General features: G+C 54.3%; 17 protein-coding genes. 14 read left to right on the top strand and 3 right to left on the bottom strand.

Annotated elements, in window-relative coordinates; genetic code table 11:
* Window positions 1-5: 5 nt before the first annotated feature.
* Window positions 6-716: a DUF421 domain-containing protein gene (locus tag NSQ80_RS15860; protein ID WP_036644732.1), complete on the top strand. Its 711-nt coding sequence runs from the start codon at window positions 6-8 to the stop codon at window positions 714-716.
* A 6-nt stretch (window positions 717-722) separates the two neighbouring features.
* On the opposite strand, the gene spoVB is transcribed toward NSQ80_RS15860, so the two are convergent.
* On the bottom strand, window positions 723-2,339 hold the full coding sequence (spoVB, locus tag NSQ80_RS15855; RefSeq protein ID WP_009224413.1) for a stage V sporulation protein B: 1,617 nt from the start codon (window positions 2,337-2,339) through the stop codon (window positions 723-725).
* A gap of 244 nt (window positions 2,340-2,583) precedes the next feature.
* On the opposite strand from spoVB, the gene NSQ80_RS15850 reads away from it, so the two are divergent.
* The 6 genes from NSQ80_RS15850 to NSQ80_RS15825 all read left to right on the top strand — a co-directional run bounded on the left by NSQ80_RS15850 (window position 2,584) and on the right by NSQ80_RS15825 (window position 9,193).
* Window positions 2,584-2,841 (top strand): post-transcriptional regulator, encoded by a 258-nt coding sequence (locus NSQ80_RS15850; protein ID WP_009224412.1) that lies wholly within the window; start codon window positions 2,584-2,586, stop codon window positions 2,839-2,841.
* Window positions 2,842-2,960: 119 nt separating this feature from the next.
* The gene (gene secD / locus NSQ80_RS15845; protein WP_009224411.1) at window positions 2,961-4,214 is read left to right on the top strand and encodes a protein translocase subunit SecD; all 1,254 of its coding nucleotides are present in this window, start codon (window positions 2,961-2,963) and stop codon (window positions 4,212-4,214) included.
* Window positions 4,204-5,100, top strand: a complete 897-nt coding sequence (secF, locus tag NSQ80_RS15840; RefSeq protein WP_050769721.1) for a protein translocase subunit SecF — start codon at window positions 4,204-4,206, stop codon at window positions 5,098-5,100. Before secD ends, secF begins: the two co-directional genes overlap by 11 nt.
* A gap of 115 nt (window positions 5,101-5,215) precedes the next feature.
* Window positions 5,216-6,166 carry a cation diffusion facilitator family transporter gene (locus NSQ80_RS15835; RefSeq protein WP_260070211.1) on the top strand — a complete coding sequence of 317 codons (951 nt, stop codon included), beginning with the start codon at window positions 5,216-5,218 and terminating at the stop codon, window positions 6,164-6,166.
* A 46-nt stretch (window positions 6,167-6,212) separates the two neighbouring features.
* Complete coding sequence (gene recJ / locus NSQ80_RS15830) at window positions 6,213-8,618, top strand: single-stranded-DNA-specific exonuclease RecJ (protein WP_009224408.1); 2,406 nt, start codon at window positions 6,213-6,215, stop codon at window positions 8,616-8,618.
* Window positions 8,619-8,677: 59 nt separating this feature from the next.
* Window positions 8,678-9,193 (top strand): adenine phosphoribosyltransferase, encoded by a 516-nt coding sequence (locus NSQ80_RS15825; protein ID WP_009224407.1) that lies wholly within the window; start codon window positions 8,678-8,680, stop codon window positions 9,191-9,193.
* Window positions 9,194-9,269: 76 nt separating this feature from the next.
* Here NSQ80_RS15825 and uraA read toward each other — a convergent pair whose 3' ends face one another.
* Entirely contained in the window at window positions 9,270-10,556 is a 1,287-nt protein-coding gene (gene uraA, locus NSQ80_RS15820; protein WP_036644729.1) for a uracil permease, read from the bottom strand.
* 317 nt (window positions 10,557-10,873) lie between these two features.
* On the opposite strand from uraA, the gene NSQ80_RS15815 reads away from it, so the two are divergent.
* The 7 genes from NSQ80_RS15815 to NSQ80_RS15785 all read left to right on the top strand — a co-directional run bounded on the left by NSQ80_RS15815 (window position 10,874) and on the right by NSQ80_RS15785 (window position 21,564).
* Window positions 10,874-13,051, top strand: a complete 2,178-nt coding sequence (locus NSQ80_RS15815) for a bifunctional (p)ppGpp synthetase/guanosine-3',5'-bis(diphosphate) 3'-pyrophosphohydrolase (protein ID WP_260070212.1) — start codon at window positions 10,874-10,876, stop codon at window positions 13,049-13,051.
* 25 nt (window positions 13,052-13,076) lie between these two features.
* Window positions 13,077-13,529, top strand: a complete 453-nt coding sequence (gene dtd, locus NSQ80_RS15810) for a D-aminoacyl-tRNA deacylase (RefSeq protein ID WP_260070213.1) — start codon at window positions 13,077-13,079, stop codon at window positions 13,527-13,529.
* Window positions 13,530-13,948: 419 nt separating this feature from the next.
* Complete coding sequence (locus NSQ80_RS15805; protein ID WP_260070215.1) at window positions 13,949-14,416, top strand: hypothetical protein; 468 nt, start codon at window positions 13,949-13,951, stop codon at window positions 14,414-14,416.
* Window positions 14,417-15,082: 666 nt separating this feature from the next.
* On the top strand, window positions 15,083-16,327 hold the full coding sequence (hisS, locus tag NSQ80_RS15800) for a histidine--tRNA ligase (RefSeq protein WP_339299849.1): 1,245 nt from the start codon (window positions 15,083-15,085) through the stop codon (window positions 16,325-16,327).
* Between the two features lie 45 nt (window positions 16,328-16,372).
* Window positions 16,373-18,151, top strand: coding sequence for an aspartate--tRNA ligase (gene aspS, locus NSQ80_RS15795; protein ID WP_260070217.1), 1,779 nt, complete (start codon window positions 16,373-16,375; stop codon window positions 18,149-18,151).
* Between the two features lie 37 nt (window positions 18,152-18,188).
* Window positions 18,189-18,947 carry a tRNA threonylcarbamoyladenosine dehydratase gene (locus tag NSQ80_RS15790; RefSeq protein ID WP_260070218.1) on the top strand — a complete coding sequence of 253 codons (759 nt, stop codon included), beginning with the start codon at window positions 18,189-18,191 and terminating at the stop codon, window positions 18,945-18,947.
* Between the two features lie 454 nt (window positions 18,948-19,401).
* Complete coding sequence (locus tag NSQ80_RS15785) at window positions 19,402-21,564, top strand: ATP-binding domain-containing protein (protein WP_009224398.1); 2,163 nt, start codon at window positions 19,402-19,404, stop codon at window positions 21,562-21,564.
* 543 nt (window positions 21,565-22,107) lie between these two features.
* Here NSQ80_RS15785 and NSQ80_RS15780 read toward each other — a convergent pair.
* Entirely contained in the window at window positions 22,108-23,037 is a 930-nt protein-coding gene (locus NSQ80_RS15780; RefSeq protein ID WP_323077354.1) for an HNH endonuclease signature motif containing protein, read from the bottom strand.
* Window positions 23,038-23,057: the final 20 nt, after the last annotated feature.

Genomic DNA, 23,057 nt, shown 5'->3' with positions numbered 1-23,057 from the left:
TTGGCGTGGTCGAGCATGTGGCAAACCATGTTTTCCGAACCGTCCTGATGTATTTCTTGGTATTCGGAGTCATGCGGATTATGGGAAAAAGAGAAATCGGCGAGCTGTCGATCTTCGACCTGGTCATCTCGATCATGATCGCAGAGATCGCCGTTTTTGCCCTGGAAGATATCAATCGGCCGATTTATGACGGAGTCATACCGATGTTGACCCTGCTGCTGATTCAAATCGCCATCGCCTTGCTGTCGCTTCGCTTCCGTAAAATAAGGCTGTGGTTTGATGGCGAGCCCAGCGTCATTATCCGAAACGGGAAAATTAACCGGGAAGAAATGAAACGCCAGCGATACAACTTAGATGATTTAATGATGCAGCTGCGCTCGCAGCAGATCGACAGCGTTGCCGACGTCGAGTTTGCCGTGTTGGAAACGAGCGGGCAGCTTAGTGTGATTCCCAAAGACAAATCCGAAGGGGGAGAGCAGCCTTCCCAAAAGAAGGATGCCAACCTCTCGGCAAAAATCAAATATGAAGCACTCCCGCTGCCGCTCATTATGGATGGCAAGGTAAACGACGAGAACTTGCGCAAAATCGGAAAAACCCGCTTTTGGCTGAAAAATCAGATTCAAATGAAAGGCTTAACGGATTTCAAGCAGGTGTTCTTTTGCAGTATCGATCATAATGGAAAGCTGTATATCAATGAGATGGACGCAAAACAATAACCTTCGTTATTTCCGAAACCATTTGCCTAGGACAGGCAGCCGCTTAAGGTCATGGAGATCAAACAATCCCATGATTCCGGCTAGAGCTAAATACAGCAATCCGGACAGGGAGGCCGCCATCAAGAACTGCCAGCCCATTTGAGAGCTCAGGACGAGGTTCTTATATAAATAGTCCGCGGCGGCGGCCATGATGATCATCGCCGCTCCAACCTTGAGGATATCCAGGTAAGGCATACGATAACGCAGTGATTTGGACACACCGACAGCATGCATGACGGTCACGATGATAAAGTTGATAATAATCGCGATAATTGCCCCGTAGATGCCTAGTGCCGGGTTCGAGGCCAGATAGAAGATTAAGGTGATTTTGATGATGGCCCCAACCAGTGTGTTAATGAGTGCGCGGCCCGGCTTATCCAACGCTTGCAGCGTGGCCTGCAGCGGCGTTTGGATATACAGCAGAAGGGCGAAGGGGGCCATGATTTTGAGCATGCCTCCGATCGTGCCATCGTTGTACACAAGCCGGCAGATCGGGTCAGCCAACACGAACATGATCGCGGCGAACGGAGCGCCGGTGACCAGCGCAAGCCGCAAGGATTGATGGAGACGCAGGTGGATCGTTCTGGTGTCGCCGCGTGCCTGCGCTTCAGCCAGCGAAGGGACAAGCGAGACGGCGAGCGACGAAGTTAACGCTCCCGGCAGCAGCAACAGCGGGATGATCATCCCTTGCAGCGCCCCGTATTGGGAGGTCGCAACGCCAACTCCTACGCCGGCGATCGCCAAGCTCCGCGCGGTTGTAATCGACTCCAGCAGGTAGGAGAGCGAGCCGACCAGACGGCTGCCGGTAACCGGAATGGCGATGCGCAGAATTCGGCGCAGGTTGGCGTGGAACGGATAGGCGGAGGAGGCGGATGTTTCCTCATTCGGGTTCACAGCATTGGCAGGGCTCACTGCTAGATTGCCGGGTGTAGAGCCTCCCAGCCGCTCCCTCCGCTTCAGGCGGTGATACTGCCAGAGCAGGACCCCCATGCCTACGATCTCGCCGGCAACAACACCAAGCATGGCTCCTGCAGCCGCATAGGCGATGCCCATCGGGAGCATGAGATACGAGAACCAGAGGACGCCGATAATTCGGGCCACCGTTTCCATGATGGACGACACCGCCGAGGGAATCATATCCTGCTTCCCTTGGAAATATCCGCGGAAGACCGAAGAGACTGAGACGATGATGATCATCGGGCTCATTGCGATAAAAGTGTGATAAACCCGGGCATCGGTCAGAATGTAACGGGTCACCCATGGCGCGCCAAACAAGCAGAGAAACGTAAACAGAAAGCCGGCTGCCGTCGTAAATACTAAGCTTGTCCGTAAAATCGACACCGAGCGCCCGGGCTGACCCGAGGATTCTGCTTCGGCCACCAGCTTGGCTACAGCGAGCGGAATGCCGCCGGTAATAATCGTTACGAGCACGAGAAAAAAGGGATAACCGAGCTGATACAGCCCTACGCCTTCGGCCCCGATCACGCGGGGCAGCATGATGCGCGGAATGAAGCCCAGGAGGCGGTTTACGATCCCAGCCACAAGCAGGATCATCGTACCTTGGATAAAGGTTTGCTTATTCAATCGAAACTCCACTCCCCCGGCAGCACTTTGGTAACTTCCTACATACGCGATGCTTATAGAAATCAGCTGCCTTATAAACTCGTAAGCGAGGCGTACAACCTCTCACTTCATGGATATGACAGACCTGTCCCGGTTCATGACTTGTCTTTTTCACAAGATTCGAAAACCAAACAACTCTTGTAAGCAGGATTCGGAGATTTAGGGTAGAATGTAATAAGACGGGTTTTCGAAGGAGGCTTGAAGTATGGCTGAAGAACAAATGACGGACCAACAACTAAATGAGGCAATCGAAAGCTTGTGTCGCAGTAAGGCCGAGGAGTTCCGGCTGATCGGGTACGAGCATGTGACCGGACCTGACATTTGGGAATGTATCAGCCATAAATACGAGAAGGGGGGAATCCCTCCCTTGTACCAATTGGTGAATGACATTCTTTCTTTGAAAGTCACCCAGTTTATGAACTATATGACGATGTCCGCCTTTCGGGGATCCCGTTTGGATTAAATGGGATCTTTTTTTGTGCCGGTCGTTAATCGAATTGACAATTTTAGATAAATTGACTGGTTTTTCGGCCATCGCTATAATAGGAATATTGAGAATTTGAAAGGGGAAAGAAGTACGGGATGAAAAGAATTATCACATTCATAACCGTCGTGGTTGTCTCGTTTGGCATCATGGCTTGGACAACCCCCGACCTATTAAAGAACGTACGTCTCGGCCTTGATCTGAAAGGCGGCTTTGAGATTCTATATGAAGCCAGTCCGTTGGAAGGCGGAGGTCAGGTCACGAAGGAATCCTTAATCCAAACGGCCAAGAGCCTGGAGGACCGGGCGAACAAGCTGGGAACCAGCGAGCCGGAAGTCACGACGGAAGGCACGAACCGGATCCGCTTGAAGGTGGCCGGCGTTACCGATGAAGAAACAGTGCGCAAGACGATGAAGGAGCCGGCTTCGCTGACGTTCCGCAGTAAGGACGGCACGGAGAAGAACGCGGACGAATACAACAAGATCGAAATGATCGGAACCGATTTCGCGGAAAATGGTGCCAAACTGGAATTCACACAGATGAATGAACCGGTTGTCAGCATTAAAGTGAAAAACAAAGAAAAGTTCGCTGAAGTCACCAAACGTTTGCTGGGACAACCCCTGGCGATTTATATGAACGATGAGCTGGTCTCCGCTCCGATCGTTCAAGCCGTTTTGACCGACGGGTCCGCACAAATCAGTGTGGGCGGCGACTTGGAGAAGGCGAAAGAGCTGCGCGACAAGATCAATCTTGGCGCCCTCCCGTTGAAGCTGACGGAGAAATATTCTCAAAGCGTCGGCGCGACGCTCGGTAAGCAGTCACTGGATCAGACGATTGAAGCCGGCCTGATTGGCTCTCTTTTCATTCTGCTGTTCATGGTCGGGATGTACCGGGTGCCTGGGCTAATTGCCTCGTTTACCCTGATTGTGCATACCTGGCTGCTCATTCTCGTGTTCGTCTGGGCAGACTTTACGTTAACTCTTCCAGGGATTGCGGCTATCATTCTCGGGATTGGGATGGCGGTGGACGCCAACATTATTACCAATGAACGGATTCATGAGGAAATACGGGCCGGCAAGAGTATCATGTCTGCGGTCAAAGCAGGGGACAAGCATTCTCTCCGTACAGTGCTTGATTCGCAGATCACGACGATTATCGTTGCGGCCGTGATGTATGCGTATGGTACGGGGGCCGTTAAAGGCTTTGCCTTGGTGCTCATCGTGGAAATCGTACTTAGTATCGCCACGAATATCTATCTCGCCCGTTTCCTGCTGAACCTGCTGCTCAAAGCCGGCAAGCTGTTGAAACCGAAGTATTTCGGTGTGAAGGAGCGTGACATTCGTGAGCTTTAAGAAGAACCTGGATTATATACATCTGAGTAAATACTTCTACACCCTTTCAATCGTCTTGACGATTGCCGGCATCATTTGCTTGGCGTTCTTCGGTTTGAACTATAGCGTAGATTTCAAAGCAGGGTCTAATGTGGATATTTCCCTGTCCAAGCCGCTGACGGCCGATCAAGTCCGCCCGATCTTGAAAAATATGGGGATCGAGGAGAATGAAGCGAGCATCAGTCCTGGACAAGACCGGATGAATATCCGATTTACGCAAGTATTAAGTGAAGAGAATGACGCGAAGCTGAAAGCGGAAATTGCCAAATTAGACGATAAAGCTTCGTTTGAAGTGAATACGGTTGACCCGGAAATGGCGAAAGAACTGGCGCGCAATGCAATTTATGCCGTGTTGATCTCCTGTATCGGGATTATTATTTACGTTGGCATCCGGTTTGAATGGCGGTTTGCTGTGGCTGCGATCATCGCGCTGCTGCATGACGCTTTTATGGTCATTTCCGTCTTCTCGATCTTCCGGCTCGAGGTTGACTTGACCTTTATCGTCGCTGTACTTACGATTATCGGCTATTCGATTAACGATACGATCGTTATCTTTGACCGGATTCGCGAAAATCTGCGATTTGCCAAAACGAAAACTCGTCAGGACCTGATCAATCTGGTGAACGTGAGCGTATCGCAAACGATTATGCGTTCCTTGTATACCGCGTTGACGGTGTTCGTGGCGGCCTTCTTCCTCCTCATTCTAGGCGGAGAGTCGATCCGGATGTTCTCGCTTGCGATGGTGATCGGCCTGTTGTTTGGGGCGTATTCGTCTATCTTTATCGCAAGCCCGCTCTGGTTCCTGCTCAAGAGTAAGCAAAAGCATAAACCGGCTAAAGCTTCCTGAACGGCCGAAATGTCTGATTGAAGCACCCATTCATTCGCTGAATTAAAGCTAGAGCCGCGTCTTCTGACGCGGCTTTCGTAACTTGTCCGCTTTTACGTGCATCAGGAGGGGGATTATGACACGAGAACAAGCTGTTATTCCGGCACCGACAGCATGGCCCGGGATCGTTGGGGATCTTGTCCTGGCCGTGTTTTTGGGGACGGTTGGTCTGCTGTACGACAGTCTGACATTGCTGGCCGGGGCATTATATTCTGCGTACGATGTTGCGGTTGGCGTCGCCGCGAGACTGTCTGTACCGGGAAAAAGGCGTTTGCGGCTGGCTGGTTCGTCCGCAAGCAAAGCGACGCCTGAGCCGCTGCCGGCGATTTTCTTCTCCGTTTTTTTGTTGATGGGCACCGTTCAACTGTGGATTGCGTCCATCACTGACATGGTTGAGGGCGACACCACTCCACCGGAGACTTTCGTTTTGGCAGCCGTGCTCCTATCGATGGCTTTGCGGGAAACGTTGTTTCAAATCAAGTTGCGTATTTCCCGCAGGAAGTCGGATCAGGAGTTGCAGCTGATCGTCGAGAAGCATCGTCATTCGTTGTTCTCATCTGTAGTTGTTCTCGCGGGTGTGTTTGGGGCGATGGGAGGGCAAGCCTGGGATGTGCCCGTCCTGGCGTATCTTGATCCGGTTGCCGCGATCCTTGTCGCCTTACATGTGATGATCCAAGTCTATCGGCTGGTGAGACGCTCCATCTACGGACCGGTTCGGACGGAGGTACGCGAAGAGGATGCTGCTACCTTCATCGAGACGGTACAGCGGGTGCATGGCGTGATTACAGTAGATGATTTGAAAGCGCAGGAGAACGGACATTATGTGACCGTGACCGCCAAGATTAGCGTAAATCCTAAGCTTACCGTTATGGAAGCCAACGATATCGCCAATCGGGCCAAAATGCTGCTGCTCAACCGCTTTTCCCATGTCACTGACGTTCGGATTCAAGTCGGGCCTTACGAGGCGGGGTATCCTTATAAGAGCAATACCGATGCTGATAGTGATTTGCCGAACTTGCTGCAGTAAGCTGGCCCCGGGATAGAACCGACAGGAAGAAAGAAGGTGACGTTTTTTGCTTCATGCCAAATATCGCTGGACACAGCTTCCCTATGACGAAGAGGCTGCCAGACGGCTGGCCGGCCAGCTGAATATTTCCCCTTTGCTGGCGTCTTTGCTGGTGACGCGGGAGATGGAAAGCCCTGAGAAGGCGGAGCTCTTCTTAAGAGGAAGCCTTGCCGATCAACACGATCCCATGCTGCTCAGCGGCATGAAAGAAGCCGTACCGCGCATCCGCCGTGCGGTGGAAAATGGGGAGCGGATTTTGATATACGGGGATTATGACGCCGATGGGGTGTCATCGACGACTTTAATGATCTACCTGATGAGGCATCTCGGTGCTACATATGACTACTACATCCCGCATCGAACGAAAGAGGGATATGGGCTACATATTCCGGTGCTGGAGCATTATCACAAGAAAGGCTTTACGCTGATCGTGACGGTAGATACGGGGATCAGCGCCGTTGAGCAGGTGGCCTACGCCAATGCGGTGGGCATGGACGTGATCGTCACTGACCACCACGAACCGCCGGCGGTTTTACCGGAAGCGTACGCTTTGATTAACCCCAAGCTGCCATACTGCACGTATCCGTTTAAAGGACTGGCCGGGGTGGGGGTGGCGTACAAGCTGGCCCAAGCGCTCCTGGGGGAGGACACCCCCATTGCTTGGACCGAGCTGGCCGCGCTGGGGACGATTGCTGACCTGATGCCACTGACCGGAGAGAACCGGATGATCGTCAAGTCCGGTCTGGCATCGATGGAGCGCTCGGCATTTCCGGGCATGACGGCATTGCTCGGAACCTCCGGCTGGTCCAGCGGGGAAGTTACTTCGACAGCCGTCGCCTTCGGGTTGGCACCGCGGATTAATGCCAGCGGCCGCATGAGCCACGCCAACCGCGCCGTCGCCTTATTGACGGCGGAGAACATGGAAGAAGCCGAGGCGATCGCCGAGGAGCTGGATGTGCTGAACAAGGAGCGCCAAATAATTGTCGAGGATATGGTGCAAGAAGCGCTTCAGCAGCTGGAAAGCCAGGAGCAGTCGGAAGGGCTGCCCGACGTGATTGTGGTGGCCGGCGAAGGCTGGAATGCCGGCGTTGTCGGGATCGTCGCCTCCAAATTGCTGGAACGGTATTATCGCCCGACCATCGTGTTGGGAATTCATCCCGAGACCGGGGAGTGCAAAGGCTCCGCCCGCTCAATTCCCGGCTTTGACATCTATGAAGCCTTAACCGATTGCGCCGACCTGCTGGACCACTTTGGCGGACATCCATCCGCTGCAGGGATGTCCCTAAGCCGGGAGCGATTGGAGGAATTTGGCCGAAGGCTGAATGCTTTTGCCGCCGGGCGGCTCACGCCGGAGCATTTCGTGCCGGTCCTGGAGACCGATTTGACTTGCTCTTTAAAAGACATTACGCTGCAAGCAATCGAACAACTCCAGCAACTGGCTCCATTTGGCATGGCAAACACCTGTCCCAGGCTGCTTCTTCGTGGCCTAAAGCTGCTGGAATGCCGCCAGATGGGCAAAGACGGCAAGCACTTGAAGCTGATTCTTGGCCAAAACGGTAAAACCGTAGAAGCCGTCGCGTTTGGCAAAGGTGAATTGGCCCCGTTGCTGTCGGAAGAAGCTCGGATCGATATCGTTGCGGAAGCCAGTGTCAACGAGTGGAACGGCTCGCGCAAGCCGCAGCTCATGATCCAGGATTTAGCGGTGTCTCATCTGCAGGTGTTTGATTACCGCGGCTCCCGGAATCCATCGCAGCTGCTCGAAGAGCTTCGAGGGAAGCTGGATAAGCTGCCCGCCTGCGGTTCGGGAGCGTCGGCTGTCGTCGTAAATGAAGGTTCCGCATTTTTCCATACCCTTGATTTGAAGGAGACCCCGATTTGGGTATATGATAAGAACGTTGGCGTGCGTCCTGGGAACGAGCTCGCGCAAACCGCTGGGATTCACGCTGCGTCGACATTGTTCGTCCTGGAGCTTCCGGATGCACCGGAGAGCTGGACTGGGATGGTATCCGCTTTTACCGGTCTGGAGCGCATCTATATGCTGCATTCGCTGCGTGCGCCCCAAGAGCGCATCGAGCCGCCTTCTCGCGATCATTTCAAGCTCGTGTACAGCTTGATCTATCGGGGAGCCGGCCAAGGGCTTCCTGAGGAAGAACTGTTGGCGGCGCTTGTGAAGCGTACCGGTTGGTCAAAGCGGATGGTTGAGATGGCGCTTGGGGTATTCGAGGAGCTGGGATTTATTATTCGGGCATCCGGGATGATTCGGATCCATCCGTCTCCTTCCAAGCAGGCCTTGGAAACGTCAAGCCGTTACCGGGAGCTGGGACTGCTGGCTGAAATCGAACAGATGCTGCAGTACGGCCGGGTGCCGGAAATTACGGAATGGATGCTAACCCATATTCAGGGAGCCTCATAAATGTTTTGTTCTGAAACTTAGAAATGATTTGCACGCATTTGAACTAGGAGGAGATTGGTTTGGATTTTAAAGAGTACATCCGGGTGATTCCTGATTTCCCTCAACCGGGCATTAGCTTCAAGGATATTACGACGTTGCTCAATGACGGTAACATGTACCGCAAGGCGATCGACGAACTGAAGCAGCGGGTATCTCATTTGAAGATCGATTTGATTGCCGGCCCTGAAGCCCGCGGTTTCGTTGTGGGTGCGCCGCTGGCTTACGCGCTTGGCGTCGGGTTCGTACCGATCCGCAAGAGTGGGAAGCTGCCTTACAAAACGATTGAGGTGGAATACGACCTGGAATACGGCAAAGACCGGTTAGCGATGCACAGCGATGCGGTAAAGCCGGGGCAAAACGTGCTGATTGCGGATGACTTGCTAGCGACTGGGGGAACGATCTCAACCTCTGTGGATCTGGTTCGTCAACTAGGAGGTAACGTCGTTGGTACTGCCTTCCTGATTGAGTTAAGTGAGCTGGAAGGCCGCAAGAAGCTGCCGGGAATTGAAGTCTTTTCACTCGTGCAATACGAATAAAAATAGATCCCATACAAAAGGGGCTGCTGCCACGTATCACATGGCAACAGCCCCTAATTTGTATAGAAGAGTGAGCTTAATGGGCCGCTTCTTCGTTATCGTTGCTTAACTTCAGCACTTGAATGAGCTTGAAGAACAGGCTAAGCACAATGCCAACGATCGTTGCCAAGGCCATACCCTTCAGCACGACGTTACCCATGGTCAGTTGGGTGCCGCTCAGGCCGATGACCAGAACAACGGTGGTCAGCAGCATGTTGGTAGGCTTGGAGAAATCCACCTTCTGCTCCACGAAGATCCGCAAGCCCGAGGCGGCGATAACGCCAAACAGCAGCAAGGATACGCCGCCCATAACCGGATCCGGAATATTAGCGATGATTGCCGAGAACTTCCCGGAGAAGGAGAGCAGGATGGCAAAGATCGCCGCACCCCCGATCACGTACACAGAAAACACGCGGGTTAATGCCATGACACCAATGTTCTCCCCATAGGTCGTGTTCGGCGTGGAGCCTACAAAACCGGAAAGAATCGTGGAGATCCCGTTCCCCATCAGCGACCGGTGCAAGCCCGGGTCCTTGGACAAGTCCTTGCCCACAATGTTGCTCGTCACCAGCAGGTGGCCGATATGCTCCACGATGACGACCAGCGCGACCGGCACGATCGAGATGATGACGGAGGTATCCCATTGCGGGGTTGTGACCGTCGGTAGGGTGATCCACTTCGCTTGTTCGATCGCTGAGGTGTCGACCACACCCATGAATAAAGCTAGAACATAACCAACGACGATCCCGATCAAGATGTGAATAATCTTCGGAAAGCCGCGGAACAAGACAGCGCCAAGTACCGTAACGACTAACGTCACGAGCGACAGCGTGATGGACGTTCCATCTGGCGTCCAGCCCTCCGAGCCATCGGTGATCCATCCGGCCATGCCGGCTGCGACGGGAATCAGCTCCAGGCCGATCAGGGCAACGATAGCCCCCATAGCGGCTGGTGGGAATACGACGTCGATCCACTTCGTGCCGGCGTATTTAATCAGCAGCGCAATCAGAACGAAGATCGCGCCGGTGACGATAAACGCGCCGAGAGCCAAAGCGTAGCCGTTCCCCGGATGAGTCTGGAGAACCGCCTGAACCGGTGCGATGAAGGCAAAGCTGGAACCCAGATAAGCAGGGATTTTCCCTTTGCAGATGAGGATGTACAACAGGGTACCGATGCCGTTCATCAGCAGGATCATGCCGGGGTCGACGCCAAACAGGTTAGGCACCAGCACCGTGCTTCCGAACATGGCAAATAAGTGCTGCAGGCTTAACAGCACGCCCGGTCCGAACGGGACTTTCTCATTCACTTGAATTTCACGTTGCAACGAGTTCACTCCTCTATAGATACGTTCATAAGATAACTATCCTTAATAGGATAATGACATTGGCGACAATTTTCAACATAAAAATACTTGACTTTTGTTTTTCTTTCCCAGGTAATCCCTTCATCGGCTGGTCGGTATACCCTCCCAAAGGCAGGCAGATCTTGCCGGGATGCTGTCCGTGCAGCGAAGACAATACCTGGAGTTGACGTGAGGGAACGCAAGAGGCATAATTATAGGAAATCAAAATGAGGCGAATTATGCTCTTGTATGCGTTTTTTCAGTATATTTTCATATAGAAAGGAATCAACAGGATCTCAATGGGCATAGAGCAATTACTCGAAAAGGCGTCTGCCTATATAAAGGAACCGGATCTGAAGCGGATTCGGGAAGCGTACGAGTTTGCGGATCAAGCCCATCACGGACAGGTTCGCAAATCCGGAGAACCTTATATCCTACATCCTTTGGCTGTAGCGGATATTGTAGTGAACATGCAAATGGATGCGCTGTCGGTCATTGCGGCCTTGCTTCATGATGTGGTGGAAGACACGACAGTGTCCTTAAAGGAGATACAGGAGCATTTCGGCAGTGATTGTGCATTGCTCGTTGACGGCTTAACCAAGCTGGAGCGGATCAAATTCCAATCCAAAGAAGAGCAGCAGAACGAGAACTACCGTAAAATGTTCATTGCGATGGCACAAGACATCCGCGTCATCGTCATCAAATTGGCGGACCGGCTGCATAACATGCGGACTTTGAAATACCAGTCCGAGGAGAGTCAGCGCCGGATTGCATATGAAACGCTGGAAATCTTCTGCCCTATCGCGAACCGGCTTGGGATCTCCGCCATCAAATGGGAAATGGAGGATATTGCCCTGCGGTACTTGAACCCGCAGCAATATTACCGGATCGCCAACTTGATGCGCAAGAAACGGGCGGAGCGCGAGGAATACATCAAGAACGTGATCGCCCGTATCGCCGAGAAGCTGGACGAAATGGGCATCCAAGCGGATTTGTCTGGGCGACCCAAGCATATTTACAGCGTGTATAAGAAAATGACGATGAAAAACAAGCAGTTCAACGAAATTTACGATCTGCTGGCCATCCGTATCATCGTGGACAATATCAAGGACTGTTACGCGACCCTGGGGATCATCCATACGTTATGGAAGCCGATGCCGGGGCGGTTTAAAGACTATATCGCCATGCCGAAGGCGAACATGTACCAGTCGTTGCATACGACGGTCGTTGGGCCTAACGGGGAACCTACAGAGGTTCAAATCCGCACCTGGGAAATGCACCGGACGGCAGAATACGGGATTGCCGCGCACTGGGCCTACAAGGAAGGCGCAGGGACGAGCGGTCTCGAGAACAAAATTACGTTCTTTAACGAAATCCTGGAGCTTCAACATGAAGCCAAGGATGCTTCCGAATTCGTGGAATCGCTCAAAATGGACTTCTTCTCGGACCTGGTGTTTGTGTTTACGCCGTCCGGGGAAGTCATTGAGCTTCCGGCAGGCTCCGTACCGCTGGATTTCGCGTACCGTATCCATACGGAAGTTGGCAATCGTACGATTGGGGCCAAGGTGAACGGACGGATCGTCCCGCTGGATCATCGGCTGAAAACCGGGGACATCGTGGAGATCTTGACCTCCAAGCACTCGTACGGACCTAGTCAGGACTGGCTCAAAATTGCGCAATCCTCCCATGCTCGCAGCAAGATCAAGCAATGGTTCAAGAAGGAAAAGCGCGAAGAAAACGTGGAAAAAGGACGCGAAGCGATCGAACGCGAGCTGAAGCGGGCGGGGCTCGAGCCTTCCTTGTGGATGAGCGACGACAAGCTGTTGGAAGCGGCGAAGAAGTATGCCTTCAACGACATCGACGATATGCTGTCGGCGATTGGGTTCGGCGGGATCACGGCCTCCCAAGTCGTGACGAAGCTGACCGAGAAGCTGCGCAAGGAGCAGGAGGAAGCGGCTGGACACATCGAGTTGACCACCGAGGTCAAAGAAGTGAAAGCGCCGGAAGAACGCCGGCATCGCCCAACGAACGGCGTCGTCGTGAAGGGGATCGACAATTTGCTGGTGCGGTTTGCTAGATGCTGCAATCCGGTACCTGGCGACGAGATCGTTGGTTACATCACCCGCGGCCGCGGCGTATCCGTGCATCGCAGCGACTGTCCGAACATCCCGAGCGGAGGAGAAGGCGAAGAGGCGGCGCGTGTGATCGACGTGGAATGGGAAGATTCGATCGAAGCGAATTACAGTGTCGATATCGAAATTACCGGGCACGACCGTCGTAACTTCTTAAACGAAGTGCTGCAGGCTGTGTCGGAAAGCAAAACGAATATTTCGGCCGTCTCGGGGCGGTCGGATAAGAACAAAATGGCTTTGGTGCATATGACGATTCTGATTCGGAATACCGATCATCTGCAATCCGTTGTGGAGAAGATCAAACGGGTGAAGGATGTGTACACGGTTCACCGGATTATGCAGTAGCAGATAGGAAGGGATTCAAACCAAGATGAGAGTGGTTGTGCAGCGTTGCCGTGAGGCGCGCGTGGTCGTAGCGGGAGAGACGGTAGGGGCGATCGGACCGGGGCTCATGCTGTTGGTTGGCGTGACGCATGAGGATACCGAGCAGGATGCCGCCTATTTGGCGGAGAAGATCTCCGGCTTACGCATATTTGAAGACGAAGCAGGCAAGATGAACCTGGCGGTTACGGAGATCGGCGGGGCGATTTTGTCGGTCTCCCAGTTTACCTTGTACGGTGATTGCCGCAAGGGCAAACGGCCCAACTTCATGGCGGCGGCCCGGCCGGAAACGGCGGAGCCGCTGTACGAGCGGTTTAACGAGCTGCTTCGGGCGAAAGGGTTGACGGTCGAAACCGGTATGTTTGGCGCCGATATGGACGTTCAGCTGACGAATTGGGGTCCGGTGACCCTGATCGTGGACAGCCCTGGCAGCGAGGGATAACTGCGAGGATACGGAAGTGGGGCAAGACGCGGAAATTCTGCGTCTTGCCCCGCTTTTATGTTAGGAGGAAGGTATCGGACAGATTTTCTTGCTGTGCAACGGAACGGGGCAATATGGACAAATTCCCTTCATTTTCATGCAGGATTTCGGGTTCTGTAGGATAAGCGGACCGATTTTGGTACAACCTTGTGATAAAGAGCTTGACGACCAAAGGAGGTGCTCACATGCACCAATCCGTGAAATCGAGAGACTGGCAATCCTCTCCTCTCATGACAGCGGGACACCGCAGCGAAGCCCGGATGACGGCCCGTCTGGCCGAACCGGAGCGCTTTGAACCGATGATGCAGGAGACCAGGCCCTCTGCCGAATGGCTCCCTCGACCCGGAAGCTGATGCTGAATGAATAAGGAGGAATCGGTCATGGCCAGACATATTCAGGCCTATTTTAATACAGAAGATCAAGTGGAAGGTGCGCGTATCGCCCTGCTGGCCTACAACACGAATGAGGTTGAAGCAGGGAATGTATCGAACGAATGGGGCGAAGACGATGAGCTTCAGGTTTCGTTATTGCCTCTAAATAATGGGGTGATCAGCGCATCAGGCGCAAACAACCCGGGAGTTGTTCCTGTACCCGGAACGGTACGCGGTGTGCAGAGCGTGCTGCCGGTGGTAGCTTTGGGAGAAGACAATACCGGCGACACGTTAGATGGTGAACGCAGCCAAGCGGTGGGAGACGGAGAACGGCTAATGACATCGAAACCTCCCATCGAGACCGGTGACGAGCCGCAGGGATGGAAATATGTACTCAGTGCAAAGGTGAAGGACAGCGATTATGAGACGGTTGTGCGGAAATTGCGCGAACATGGGGGCTATGTTGTAACGGAATAGTAGGGGGATATGGGTTCTTGTAATATAACTGTAATATTAGATACATGTTCCCTTAACATTGCTTGTTTATAATAACGGCATGACCCCCTTTTTAATATAATACCTTTTGGACCTGCACCCCGTTGGTGACAGGTTTTTTTCTTTGTGTAGACATTTTTCGCGTCTCGGGCTTGACTTTAGCGCGGTGGTTTCATACAATCTAAAAATAACAGTTGACGTCACTTCTATGGCGTAAATTGAAACGAATAGGTATTCGATGACGGGACAAAGTAGTTTAACCCCACACCCACAGAGAGGAATCCCCGACTTCGGCGCGGCAGACGGATCAATCGTATTCGTTATGCGGGCGGTGAAGCAGGCTGGAAGGATTCTGATGATGATTAAACGAAAGACTTCCCCGAGAACCGGCGGCGAAATCTAAGGTGGCTTATGGCTTGGACTTCGAGAGTAGACGTGCGGCGTAGGCGGGCGATAACCGTTTGAAGCGAATTTGATGCTTGGAAGCTGATGCGCATGTGCGAAGCGGAGCAGCTTTTGAGAGTCGACATTCGGAATGTGGGTGGCACCACGGGTGATTGCGAAACGATCTCTCGTCCCTGTTTGGATCAAACAGGAACGGGAGATTTTTTATATTGGCTTACGAGTCTGAGATGGAGGATGAACAATATGGCTTTTCAGAAACCGACGGGCACGCAGGATATCTTGCCAGGAACCGTCGAGAAATGGCAGTTTATTGAGGAGAAGGCCAGGGACTTGTGCCGGCGTTTTAATTACCGGGAAATTCGGACCCCGATCTTTGAACAGACCTCGCTGTTTGAACGCGGCGTAGGGGAGACGACGGATATCGTCGAGAAGGAAATGTACACGTTTCTGGATAAAGGGGATCGCAGCATGACGCTGCGTCCAGAAGGGACGGCCGGCGTTGTCCGCTCCTATGTGGAGAACAAGCTGTACGGCGAACCGGACGTCAGCAAGCTGTATTATATCGGGCCGATGTTCCGTTACGAGCGCCCGCAGGCAGGGCGTCAACGCCAATTCCACCAGTTTGGAGTGGAGGCGTTTGGTGCGACGGATCCGGCGATCGACGCCGAGGTTGTGGCGCTGGGTTATCAGTTTTGCCGTGAGCTGGGTCTTCAAGGGGTGAAGGTGGAGATCAACTCCGTTGGCAATCCATCCAGTCGGGCGGCTTACCGCGAGAAGCTGCTGGAGTTCCTGCTGCCGATGAAGGACAGCTTGTGCAAAGACTGCCAAGCTCGGATTGAACGCAATCCGCTGCGTGTGCTGGACTGTAAGACGGACCAGGATAAATTCGACGGGGCGCCGTCGATTCTGGATAGTTTGGATGAGGAGTGCACCACGCATTTTGCGAAGGTTCAGGAGCTGCTGAGCGCGATGGAGATCGACTATGAAATCAATCCACGCCTTGTTCGCGGGTTGGACTACTACACGCACACCGCTTTTGAATACAAAGCCCAAGGGATCGGCGCCATCGATACGATTGGCGGCGGCGGCCGTTATAACGGGCTGGTGGCGGAAGTGGGCGGTCCCGATCAACCGGGCATCGGGTTCGGGATGGGACTCGAACGGATCGCGCTGATTTTGGAAAAGCAAGAGATCGAGCTCGGCGCCGTCAAGCCGCTGGATGTGTATCTGATTGCCTTAGGCGAAGCTGCGGAGAGGGAGATTACGACCCAGCTGTTTAAGCTGCGGCAAGCGGGATTCTCTGCGGAACGCGATTATCTGGGCCGGAAGATGAAGGCGCAAATGAAATCCGCTGACCGGATGCAGGCGCGCTATACCGCAATTCTCGGCGACGATGAGCTGCAGCGCGGGGAAATCGCGCTGAAGTCGATGGACAGCGGCGAGCAGCGTACCGTGAAGTTAAGCGAATTGGTGAATGAGTTGCAGTAACCTAAACAACTACAAAAACAAAACGCGAAGAAAAGGGGAGTTACGATGAAACGAACGCATCATTGCGGCGCGCTGAGCACCGCGAACATCGGGGAAACCGTTACATTAAACGGCTGGGTGCAAACCCGCCGGGACTTGGGGGGTGTCCTGTTCATCGATCTGCGCGACCGCAGCGGCATTGTGCAAATCGTCTTTAACCCGGCTTATTCCGGCGAAGCGCTGAAAATTGCCGACCGCGTGCGCAGCGAATACGTGCTGGCCGTTACCGGGAAAGTGGTAGCCCGTGATCCTGAAACGGTCAACCCGAACCTGCCAACCGGCGATATCGAAGTGCAAATTACCGAAATCGAAGTGTTGAACGCAGCTAAAACGCCGCCGTTTTTCATTGAAGACGGCATCGAAGTGGATGAATCGCTGCGTCTGAAATATCGTTACCTCGACCTGCGCCGTCCGGAAATGCAGCAAACGTTGTGGCTGCGCTCCAAGGCGGCGAAGGTATTCCGCGATTTCCTTGACGGAGAAGGCTTCATTGAGGTGGAAACTCCGATCTTGACCAAGAGCTCGCCGGAAGGGGCACGCGATTACCTTGTGCCAAGCCGCGTGCATCCGGGAGAATTTTTTGCCCTGCCGCAATCGCCTCAGCTGTACAAGCAGTTGCTGATGGTCAGCGGCATCGAGCGTTACTACCAAATCGCCCGCTGCTTTCGCGATGAGGACCTGCGTGCCGATCGTCAGCCGGAGTTTACCCAGGTCGACATCGAGACTTCGTTCCTATCGCGCGACGAGCTGCTCGAGATGATGGAGAAGTTGATCGTACGCCTGTTCAAAGAAACGAAAGGCATTGATATTCCTACGCCATTCCAACGCATTAGCTATGCTGACGCGATGGATAAGTACGGCTCGGACAAACCGGACCTCCGTTTCGGTTTAGAGCTGGTGAACGTCAGCGATCTTGTGGCGAATAGCGGCGTTAAAGTATTTTCTTCGGTCATCGAAAAGGGCGGGGAAGTCAAAGTGCTGAACGCTAAAGGATGCGGGACTTGGAGCCGTAAGGAGATCGACGATCTTGGACCGTATGCAGCCCGTTATGGCGCGAAAGGTCTGGCCTGGATTCAAGTGAAGGAAGGCGAGTTCCGCGGTCCAATCGTGAAGTTCTTTACGGAGCAGGAGATCGAAGCGATTAAGGAACGCACCGGCGCCGAAGAAGGTGACCTGCTGCTGTTCTCCGCCGATAACAAGAAGGTTGTTGCTGACGTCCTCGGCGCATTGCGTCTGAAAATCGGCCGCGATCTTGGTCTGATCGACGACAGTGTGTATAAATTTGCTTGGGTCGTGGACTTCCCGCTGCTTGGCTGGGATGAAGAGCAAAAACGCTACGTCGCCGAGCACCATCCGTTCACCCGTCCGCGCGACGAGGATCTGCCGCTGTTCGACACCGATCCGGGGAAAATCCTCGCGCAAGCCTACGATCTTGTGCTGAACGGCTATGAAGTTGGCGGCGGTTCGATGCGGATTTACAAACGCGACGTGCAAGAGAAGATGTTCAAAGCGATCGGCTTGTCGCCGGAAGAGGCTCAAGATAAATTCGGCTACCTGATGGATGCTTTCGAATACGGTACGCCGCCGCACGGCGGGATCGCCTTCGGTTTCGACCGTCTGGTGATGCTGCTGGCCGGCCGTTCCAACTTGCGTGAGACGATTGCCTTCCCGAAAACGGCGAGCGCAACCGATTTGCTGATGAACTCGCCTTCCGAAGTCGACGGATCGCAGCTGGATCAGCTGCACATCAAGCTGGCTCCCAAGCTGGCGGAAGTAAAGAAATAATCGGTTAAGATGTCAACCTAACGGAGGTACACTGACCATGCTTCATCAATTTTCGCGGACAGAACTCGCCATCGGGGCAGAGGGTCTGGATATTCTCAAGAAAAGCACGGTTGCCGTGCTTGGCGTCGGCGGCGTAGGAGCGATGGCCGTCGAAGGGCTGGCCAGAACCGGAATCGGCCGGATTATCATGATCGACAAGGATGTTGTCGATATCACCAACATTAACCGGCAAATTCATGCGCTGACGACGACGATCGGACAGAAGAAAGCCGATCTGATGCGCGAACGGATCAAGCTCATTAACCCGGAGTGCGAAGCGATTGCGCTGAATATGTTCTACACGGAAGAAACTTACGAAGAGCTGTTTAAGTACGATATCGATTATGTACTGGACGCTTCGGATACGATTACGTACAAAATTCACCTGATCAAGCAATGCTTGCAGCGGGGCATCCCGATCTTGTCGAGCATGGGGGCTGCCAACAAAATGGACCCGACGAAATTCCAGGTTGCGGATATTTCGAAAACCCATATGGACCCCATGGCTCGTGTGATTCGCACGAAGCTGCGAGAGGACGGGATCAAGAAGGGCGTTAAGGTCGTTTTCTCGACTGAACCGCCGGTACGACCGCGCAAGGACGTCACGGAGAAAATCGCGCCAGCCGGCGCAAAAATCCGCAAGGCGAAGCAGCCGCCGGCCAGCAACTCGTTTGTGCCGCCGGTGGTCGGCTTGATCATGGTCAGCGTAGCGGTGCGTGAGCTGCTGGAGCGCGGAGGCGTAAGCGTAAGCGTATGAATCCGGAGCTCGTCAAGAAGCTGCGGTTACCTGCGGACAGCGACCGCGTGCTCGTGCTGGATGCGCCGGCCGGGTAGGTGGAGCAGCTGGGCTTAAGCTCGGAACAAACGCGAAGCGGCAGCCCTCACCGCCGCCGGAAACGCCGGAAGATCTAGCGGCAGCGCTGAGCGGGTTAGCCCCTTCGCATAAGAAGGCGTATATCGAGTGGATCTTGGATGCCAAACGTGCAGACACATGAGCGAGCCGGATTGCTCAAACCGTGGAGAAGTTTAAGGCAGGCTTAAAGCGCCCGTCGGATAAAGCATAGAAAAAATAAGACGCTGGGATTAGGCTTGTTAGACAAGTCTACCAGCGTCTTATTTTTTTGAGAAAATTCGCCTTTTGACCTGAGGTAGTGGTATAATGGAACTCCTTTTGAGTCTGGAGTACACAAAAACCTTAGGAGGTAACTGAAATGAATGATTTTCAAAGTGCCTATCAAGAAGAGAAGGCGCGGCTGGACCGCACCTTGGAAGAGATCGATCGGCAGCTGCAACGGCTGCGTTCGATTCCGGTGTACACCGGACATGACTTTACCGAGCAGCTCCTCGAGGAGAATCGGGAAACCCAGCGGAAGCAGCTGGAGCAGTCGATTCAAGAGCCGTATTTTGGCCGGCTGGATTTTGAGGAGCGCAGGGGAAGAAGAAAGCCGCTTTATATTGGCAAGGTCGGGGTGGGCGATCCGGATGGCAAAGACCCCATTGTCATCGATTGGCGCGCGCCTGTGGCTAGTTTGTTCTACTCGTTTACCGGCGGGGACGATGCTTCGTATGAAGCGCCTGAAGGCTTGATCGAAGGCTTGGTGTACTTGAAGCGCAACATCGTGATCCGCAAAGGCATCCTGGACCGGGTCGTGGATACGTATAACCGCGACAGCGACGGTCCGGCCGTATCAGATGAGTTCCTCGTGTACCGGCTTGGTGAGAACAAGGACAACCGCCTGCGTGACATCGTCTCGACCATTCAGGCCGAGCAGGACCGAATTATCCGGGCGGCGAAAAATACGGCGCTGATTATCCAAGGCGTAGCCGGCAGCGGGAAAACGACCGTGGCGCTGCATCGGCTGGCTTTTTTGCTGTATCAATATAAGGAACAGATTAAGGCGGAACGTTTAGTTATTTTTGCACCCAACCATATGTTTATCGACTATATATCCGAAGTGCTGCCCGAGCTTGGGGTCGGGGATATCCAGCAAAGCACGTTCAGTGATTGGGCGGCTAAGGTGCTGGGACTGGACGAGGTCCCAAGCGATGGATCGGAGGCGTTGTCCCGCTGGTTTGACGGCGGAGCGACAGGGGCGGAAACGTGGCAGGATACAGAGCTGCCGGGACGCTTCAAGGGCTCGATGGCGTTTAAGGAGATCATCGATGCGTCGGTAAGTACGCTTGAGTCGGCCTGTGTTCCTGAGGGCGATTTCGAGCCTTGGGAAGGCGCTCGGCTGCCGCGTAAGGAGATCTTGGCCTGGTTCGAAGGCGAATACCGCCATTTTCCAGTGGCACGGCGCAAGGAACGGGTGCTGGCGCGGATCCATCGCTGGATCGAGATGGAACTGAAGAAGGCGCCGTCGGCGGCGGCCCTGAAGGACCTAAAGAAAAAAGCCCAGCAACGGGAAAAAAGCTATGCGAAAAAATGGCCGGAGCTGACGCCGCTCAGCCTCTACAGGGAGCTGTTTGGCATCCGGAGAAGCGGCGGCACGGAAGGAATGGCCGATGTCTCCGACCGGATACCGCCGGGCATCTGGAAGGAGACGCAGGCGCGCTTAAAGAAAAACGTCGTCAAGGAAGAGGATTTGGCCGCCCTTTTGTATTTATATACTTTGATCCACGAAATCGACGGCAATCTGACCTTCGACCACGTCGTGATCGACGAGGCTCAGGACTTTACGCCGTTTCAGGTATATGTGTTGGACCGTTTTGTCAAAGGGCACTCCTTTACGATTCTCGGAGATTTGTCCCAAGGGATCCATTACTACAAAGGGGTACGTAGTTGGGAAGAAATGCAAGTTTTGTTCCGGCCGGAGGAGACCGCTTATTTCGCATTAACGCGCAGCTACCGGTCAACGATGGAGATCATCCAATTCGCCAACGATATCCTGGAACGGGGTGTAGATACGGAATTGCTGGCGGTCCCGGTATTCCGCAGCGGGGAGCCAGTGCGGCTGTTAGAAGCGGATAGTGAGCAGTGGCTGCCGTTAATTCGGAAGGCGTTGGACAAGGTGCTGGGCGGCTCGTTCCGTACGGTAGCCGTATTAACCCGAACGATGCGGGAGGCAGAGGAGCTGCATGCCGCGTTAATCCAAGGTGGGCTGGAAGTCAACCTGATTACCGGGGAGCTGACGCAATACGCCGGTGGGATCTCGGTGCTGCCGGTGTACCTGTCAAAGGGCCTGGAGTTTGATGCGGTGATCGTGACTGATGTTGACCGGGAGCATTACGGCCCCAAGGACGCCAAGCTCCTGTACGTCGGCTGCACCCGCGCCCTGCACGAGCTATGGCTGCTGCACGGCAAGGAGCTGCCGGATTACGTCCCGGGCGAGGGTTCGACGGACAATGCCGTTAGGACGAGCTTAGAGGCGTAAGGGTACGGGGCGTGAGTTGGCGGCTGATTATAGGGGAAGGTCCTGTCCCCTTTGCCCCTTTTGCGGTATTATCCCTTTTGTTCAGGTGAAGGCGGACGAGAAAGTGCATGCGGATTGGATGTGGAGATGTGGGATTAGCAAGCTCTTTGGTGGTCTTTTGCAGCATTATCCCTTTTGTTCAGGTGAAGGGCGCAACATGCACACCAGGCAGGCTTTACTCGGAAACCTTCCTGGGCGGCGAAGCGCAAAAGTCACGCGTCCGGAAATGTGTTCGATTTTTCATATATAATTTACCGGAAAAAGCGAAAAAACCGAATTGTATTCGGTTTTTCGCATAGATTCTGGGCAAACACCTTCAGTAGGCGCGAATGTATATGAAATTTCATATACATTTAGCCAAAATCGCTCAAAGCCGCCCAAATGTATTCGGTTTTTCATATAGAATCACATAACGTGGTCTCTTCAATGTACGGATTGCGGATACATGTGGTGGTTTATAAGCTTATCGCTTCTTCCCTATGGAACATAAAACGTGTACTTTGATCATACGTCGTCCTGCATGAACTCGTCCAGCCACCGATCGGCTTTGCTCTGGTTGCAGAGATTGCAGGCGCAGACGCAGTTTACCGGGGTCGTGTGACCGCCCTTGGCTCTTGGCAGCAGGTGGTCGATCGTATCGCCGTACTCCCCGCAGAAGAAGCAGGTGTAATCATCCCGCGTCAAAATATAATGGCGGAACGCTTTGTTCGTGTACAAACGCCGGATGGTGAAGGGGTTCACGACGACGGCCATATGCTCGCGCACGAGTGTGACCGCCAGATCATAGTCGATCTCCTGTTGCCAGCGCCGACCTTTGTCGGTACGCCCGCGCAGGCGGATCATGCCGTTGCGGTTCGGTCGCAGGGTCCGGACGTCGGGACCCTCGACCTTCGGCGGCGGGGCGGGCAGCGCCCGCTTGATCCGCCGCTTGGGCGGCGCGGCTTCACCGCCGTGCCGCCCCGCGGCGGCAGCCGGCGCCGCCGTATTAACGGCGCTTGCGCCGTCCTGAAAGGCCGCGATCTGTGCCGCGGACTGTTTGCTGCGGCGCTTGCGCTTGCGTTTGCGCGCCGCCTTGGCCGTGCCTGCGGCGCCGGCCTCCGCGCCCGGCGGCGCGCTTGGCCCGGCCGCGGCTTCGCTCGCGCGGCCGTCGCCGCTTGGCGCCGCCGGCGCGGGCGCTTTCGCTGGCGCTGCCAGCGCTGCGCCAGCGGGCTCAGGGGCCGCGGCCTGCGGCAACGCGGCCTGAGCCTGGGCAGCCTGCTGCCGCTTGCGCAGCGCCCGGCAGCTGCGGCAAGCGCCCCGGCGCGAGCCTTTGCCGGAGCGCTTGCCGGTGCGGCGCAGGAATTCGCCCAGCGGTTTGGCTTCGCCGCAATAGGCGCATATTTTTATCGCTTTCGCGGAAGTGGAGACGTGCTCAGGTTGCTGCTGCTGAGTCAAGGGGGTCACCTCAGTTTGGA

Origin of the sequence: Paenibacillus sp. FSL K6-2441 (assembly GCF_037964765.1) — a bacterium.
Classification (GTDB): domain Bacteria; phylum Bacillota; class Bacilli; order Paenibacillales; family Paenibacillaceae; genus Fontibacillus; species Fontibacillus phoenicis.
This window is presented reverse-complemented; position numbering and strand designations above follow the sequence as displayed.

Excerpts from the sequence above, each read along its gene's own strand:
- NSQ80_RS15850 (WP_009224412.1), top strand. The coding sequence starts at position 2,584 with ATGGCTGAAGAACAAATGACGGACCAACAACTAAATGAGGCAATCGAA.
- secD (WP_009224411.1), top strand. The coding sequence starts at position 2,961 with ATGAAAAGAATTATCACATTCATAACCGTCGTGGTTGTCTCGTTTGGC.
- NSQ80_RS15835 (WP_260070211.1), top strand. The coding sequence starts at position 5,216 with ATGACACGAGAACAAGCTGTTATTCCGGCACCGACAGCATGGCCCGGG.
- NSQ80_RS15815 (WP_260070212.1), top strand. The coding sequence starts at position 10,874 with ATGGGCATAGAGCAATTACTCGAAAAGGCGTCTGCCTATATAAAGGAA.
- dtd (WP_260070213.1), top strand. The coding sequence starts at position 13,077 with ATGAGAGTGGTTGTGCAGCGTTGCCGTGAGGCGCGCGTGGTCGTAGCG.
- NSQ80_RS15805 (WP_260070215.1), top strand. The coding sequence starts at position 13,949 with ATGGCCAGACATATTCAGGCCTATTTTAATACAGAAGATCAAGTGGAA.
- hisS (WP_339299849.1), top strand. The coding sequence starts at position 15,083 with ATGGCTTTTCAGAAACCGACGGGCACGCAGGATATCTTGCCAGGAACC.
- aspS (WP_260070217.1), top strand. The coding sequence starts at position 16,373 with ATGAAACGAACGCATCATTGCGGCGCGCTGAGCACCGCGAACATCGGG.
- NSQ80_RS15790 (WP_260070218.1), top strand. The coding sequence starts at position 18,189 with ATGCTTCATCAATTTTCGCGGACAGAACTCGCCATCGGGGCAGAGGGT.
- NSQ80_RS15785 (WP_009224398.1), top strand. The coding sequence starts at position 19,402 with ATGAATGATTTTCAAAGTGCCTATCAAGAAGAGAAGGCGCGGCTGGAC.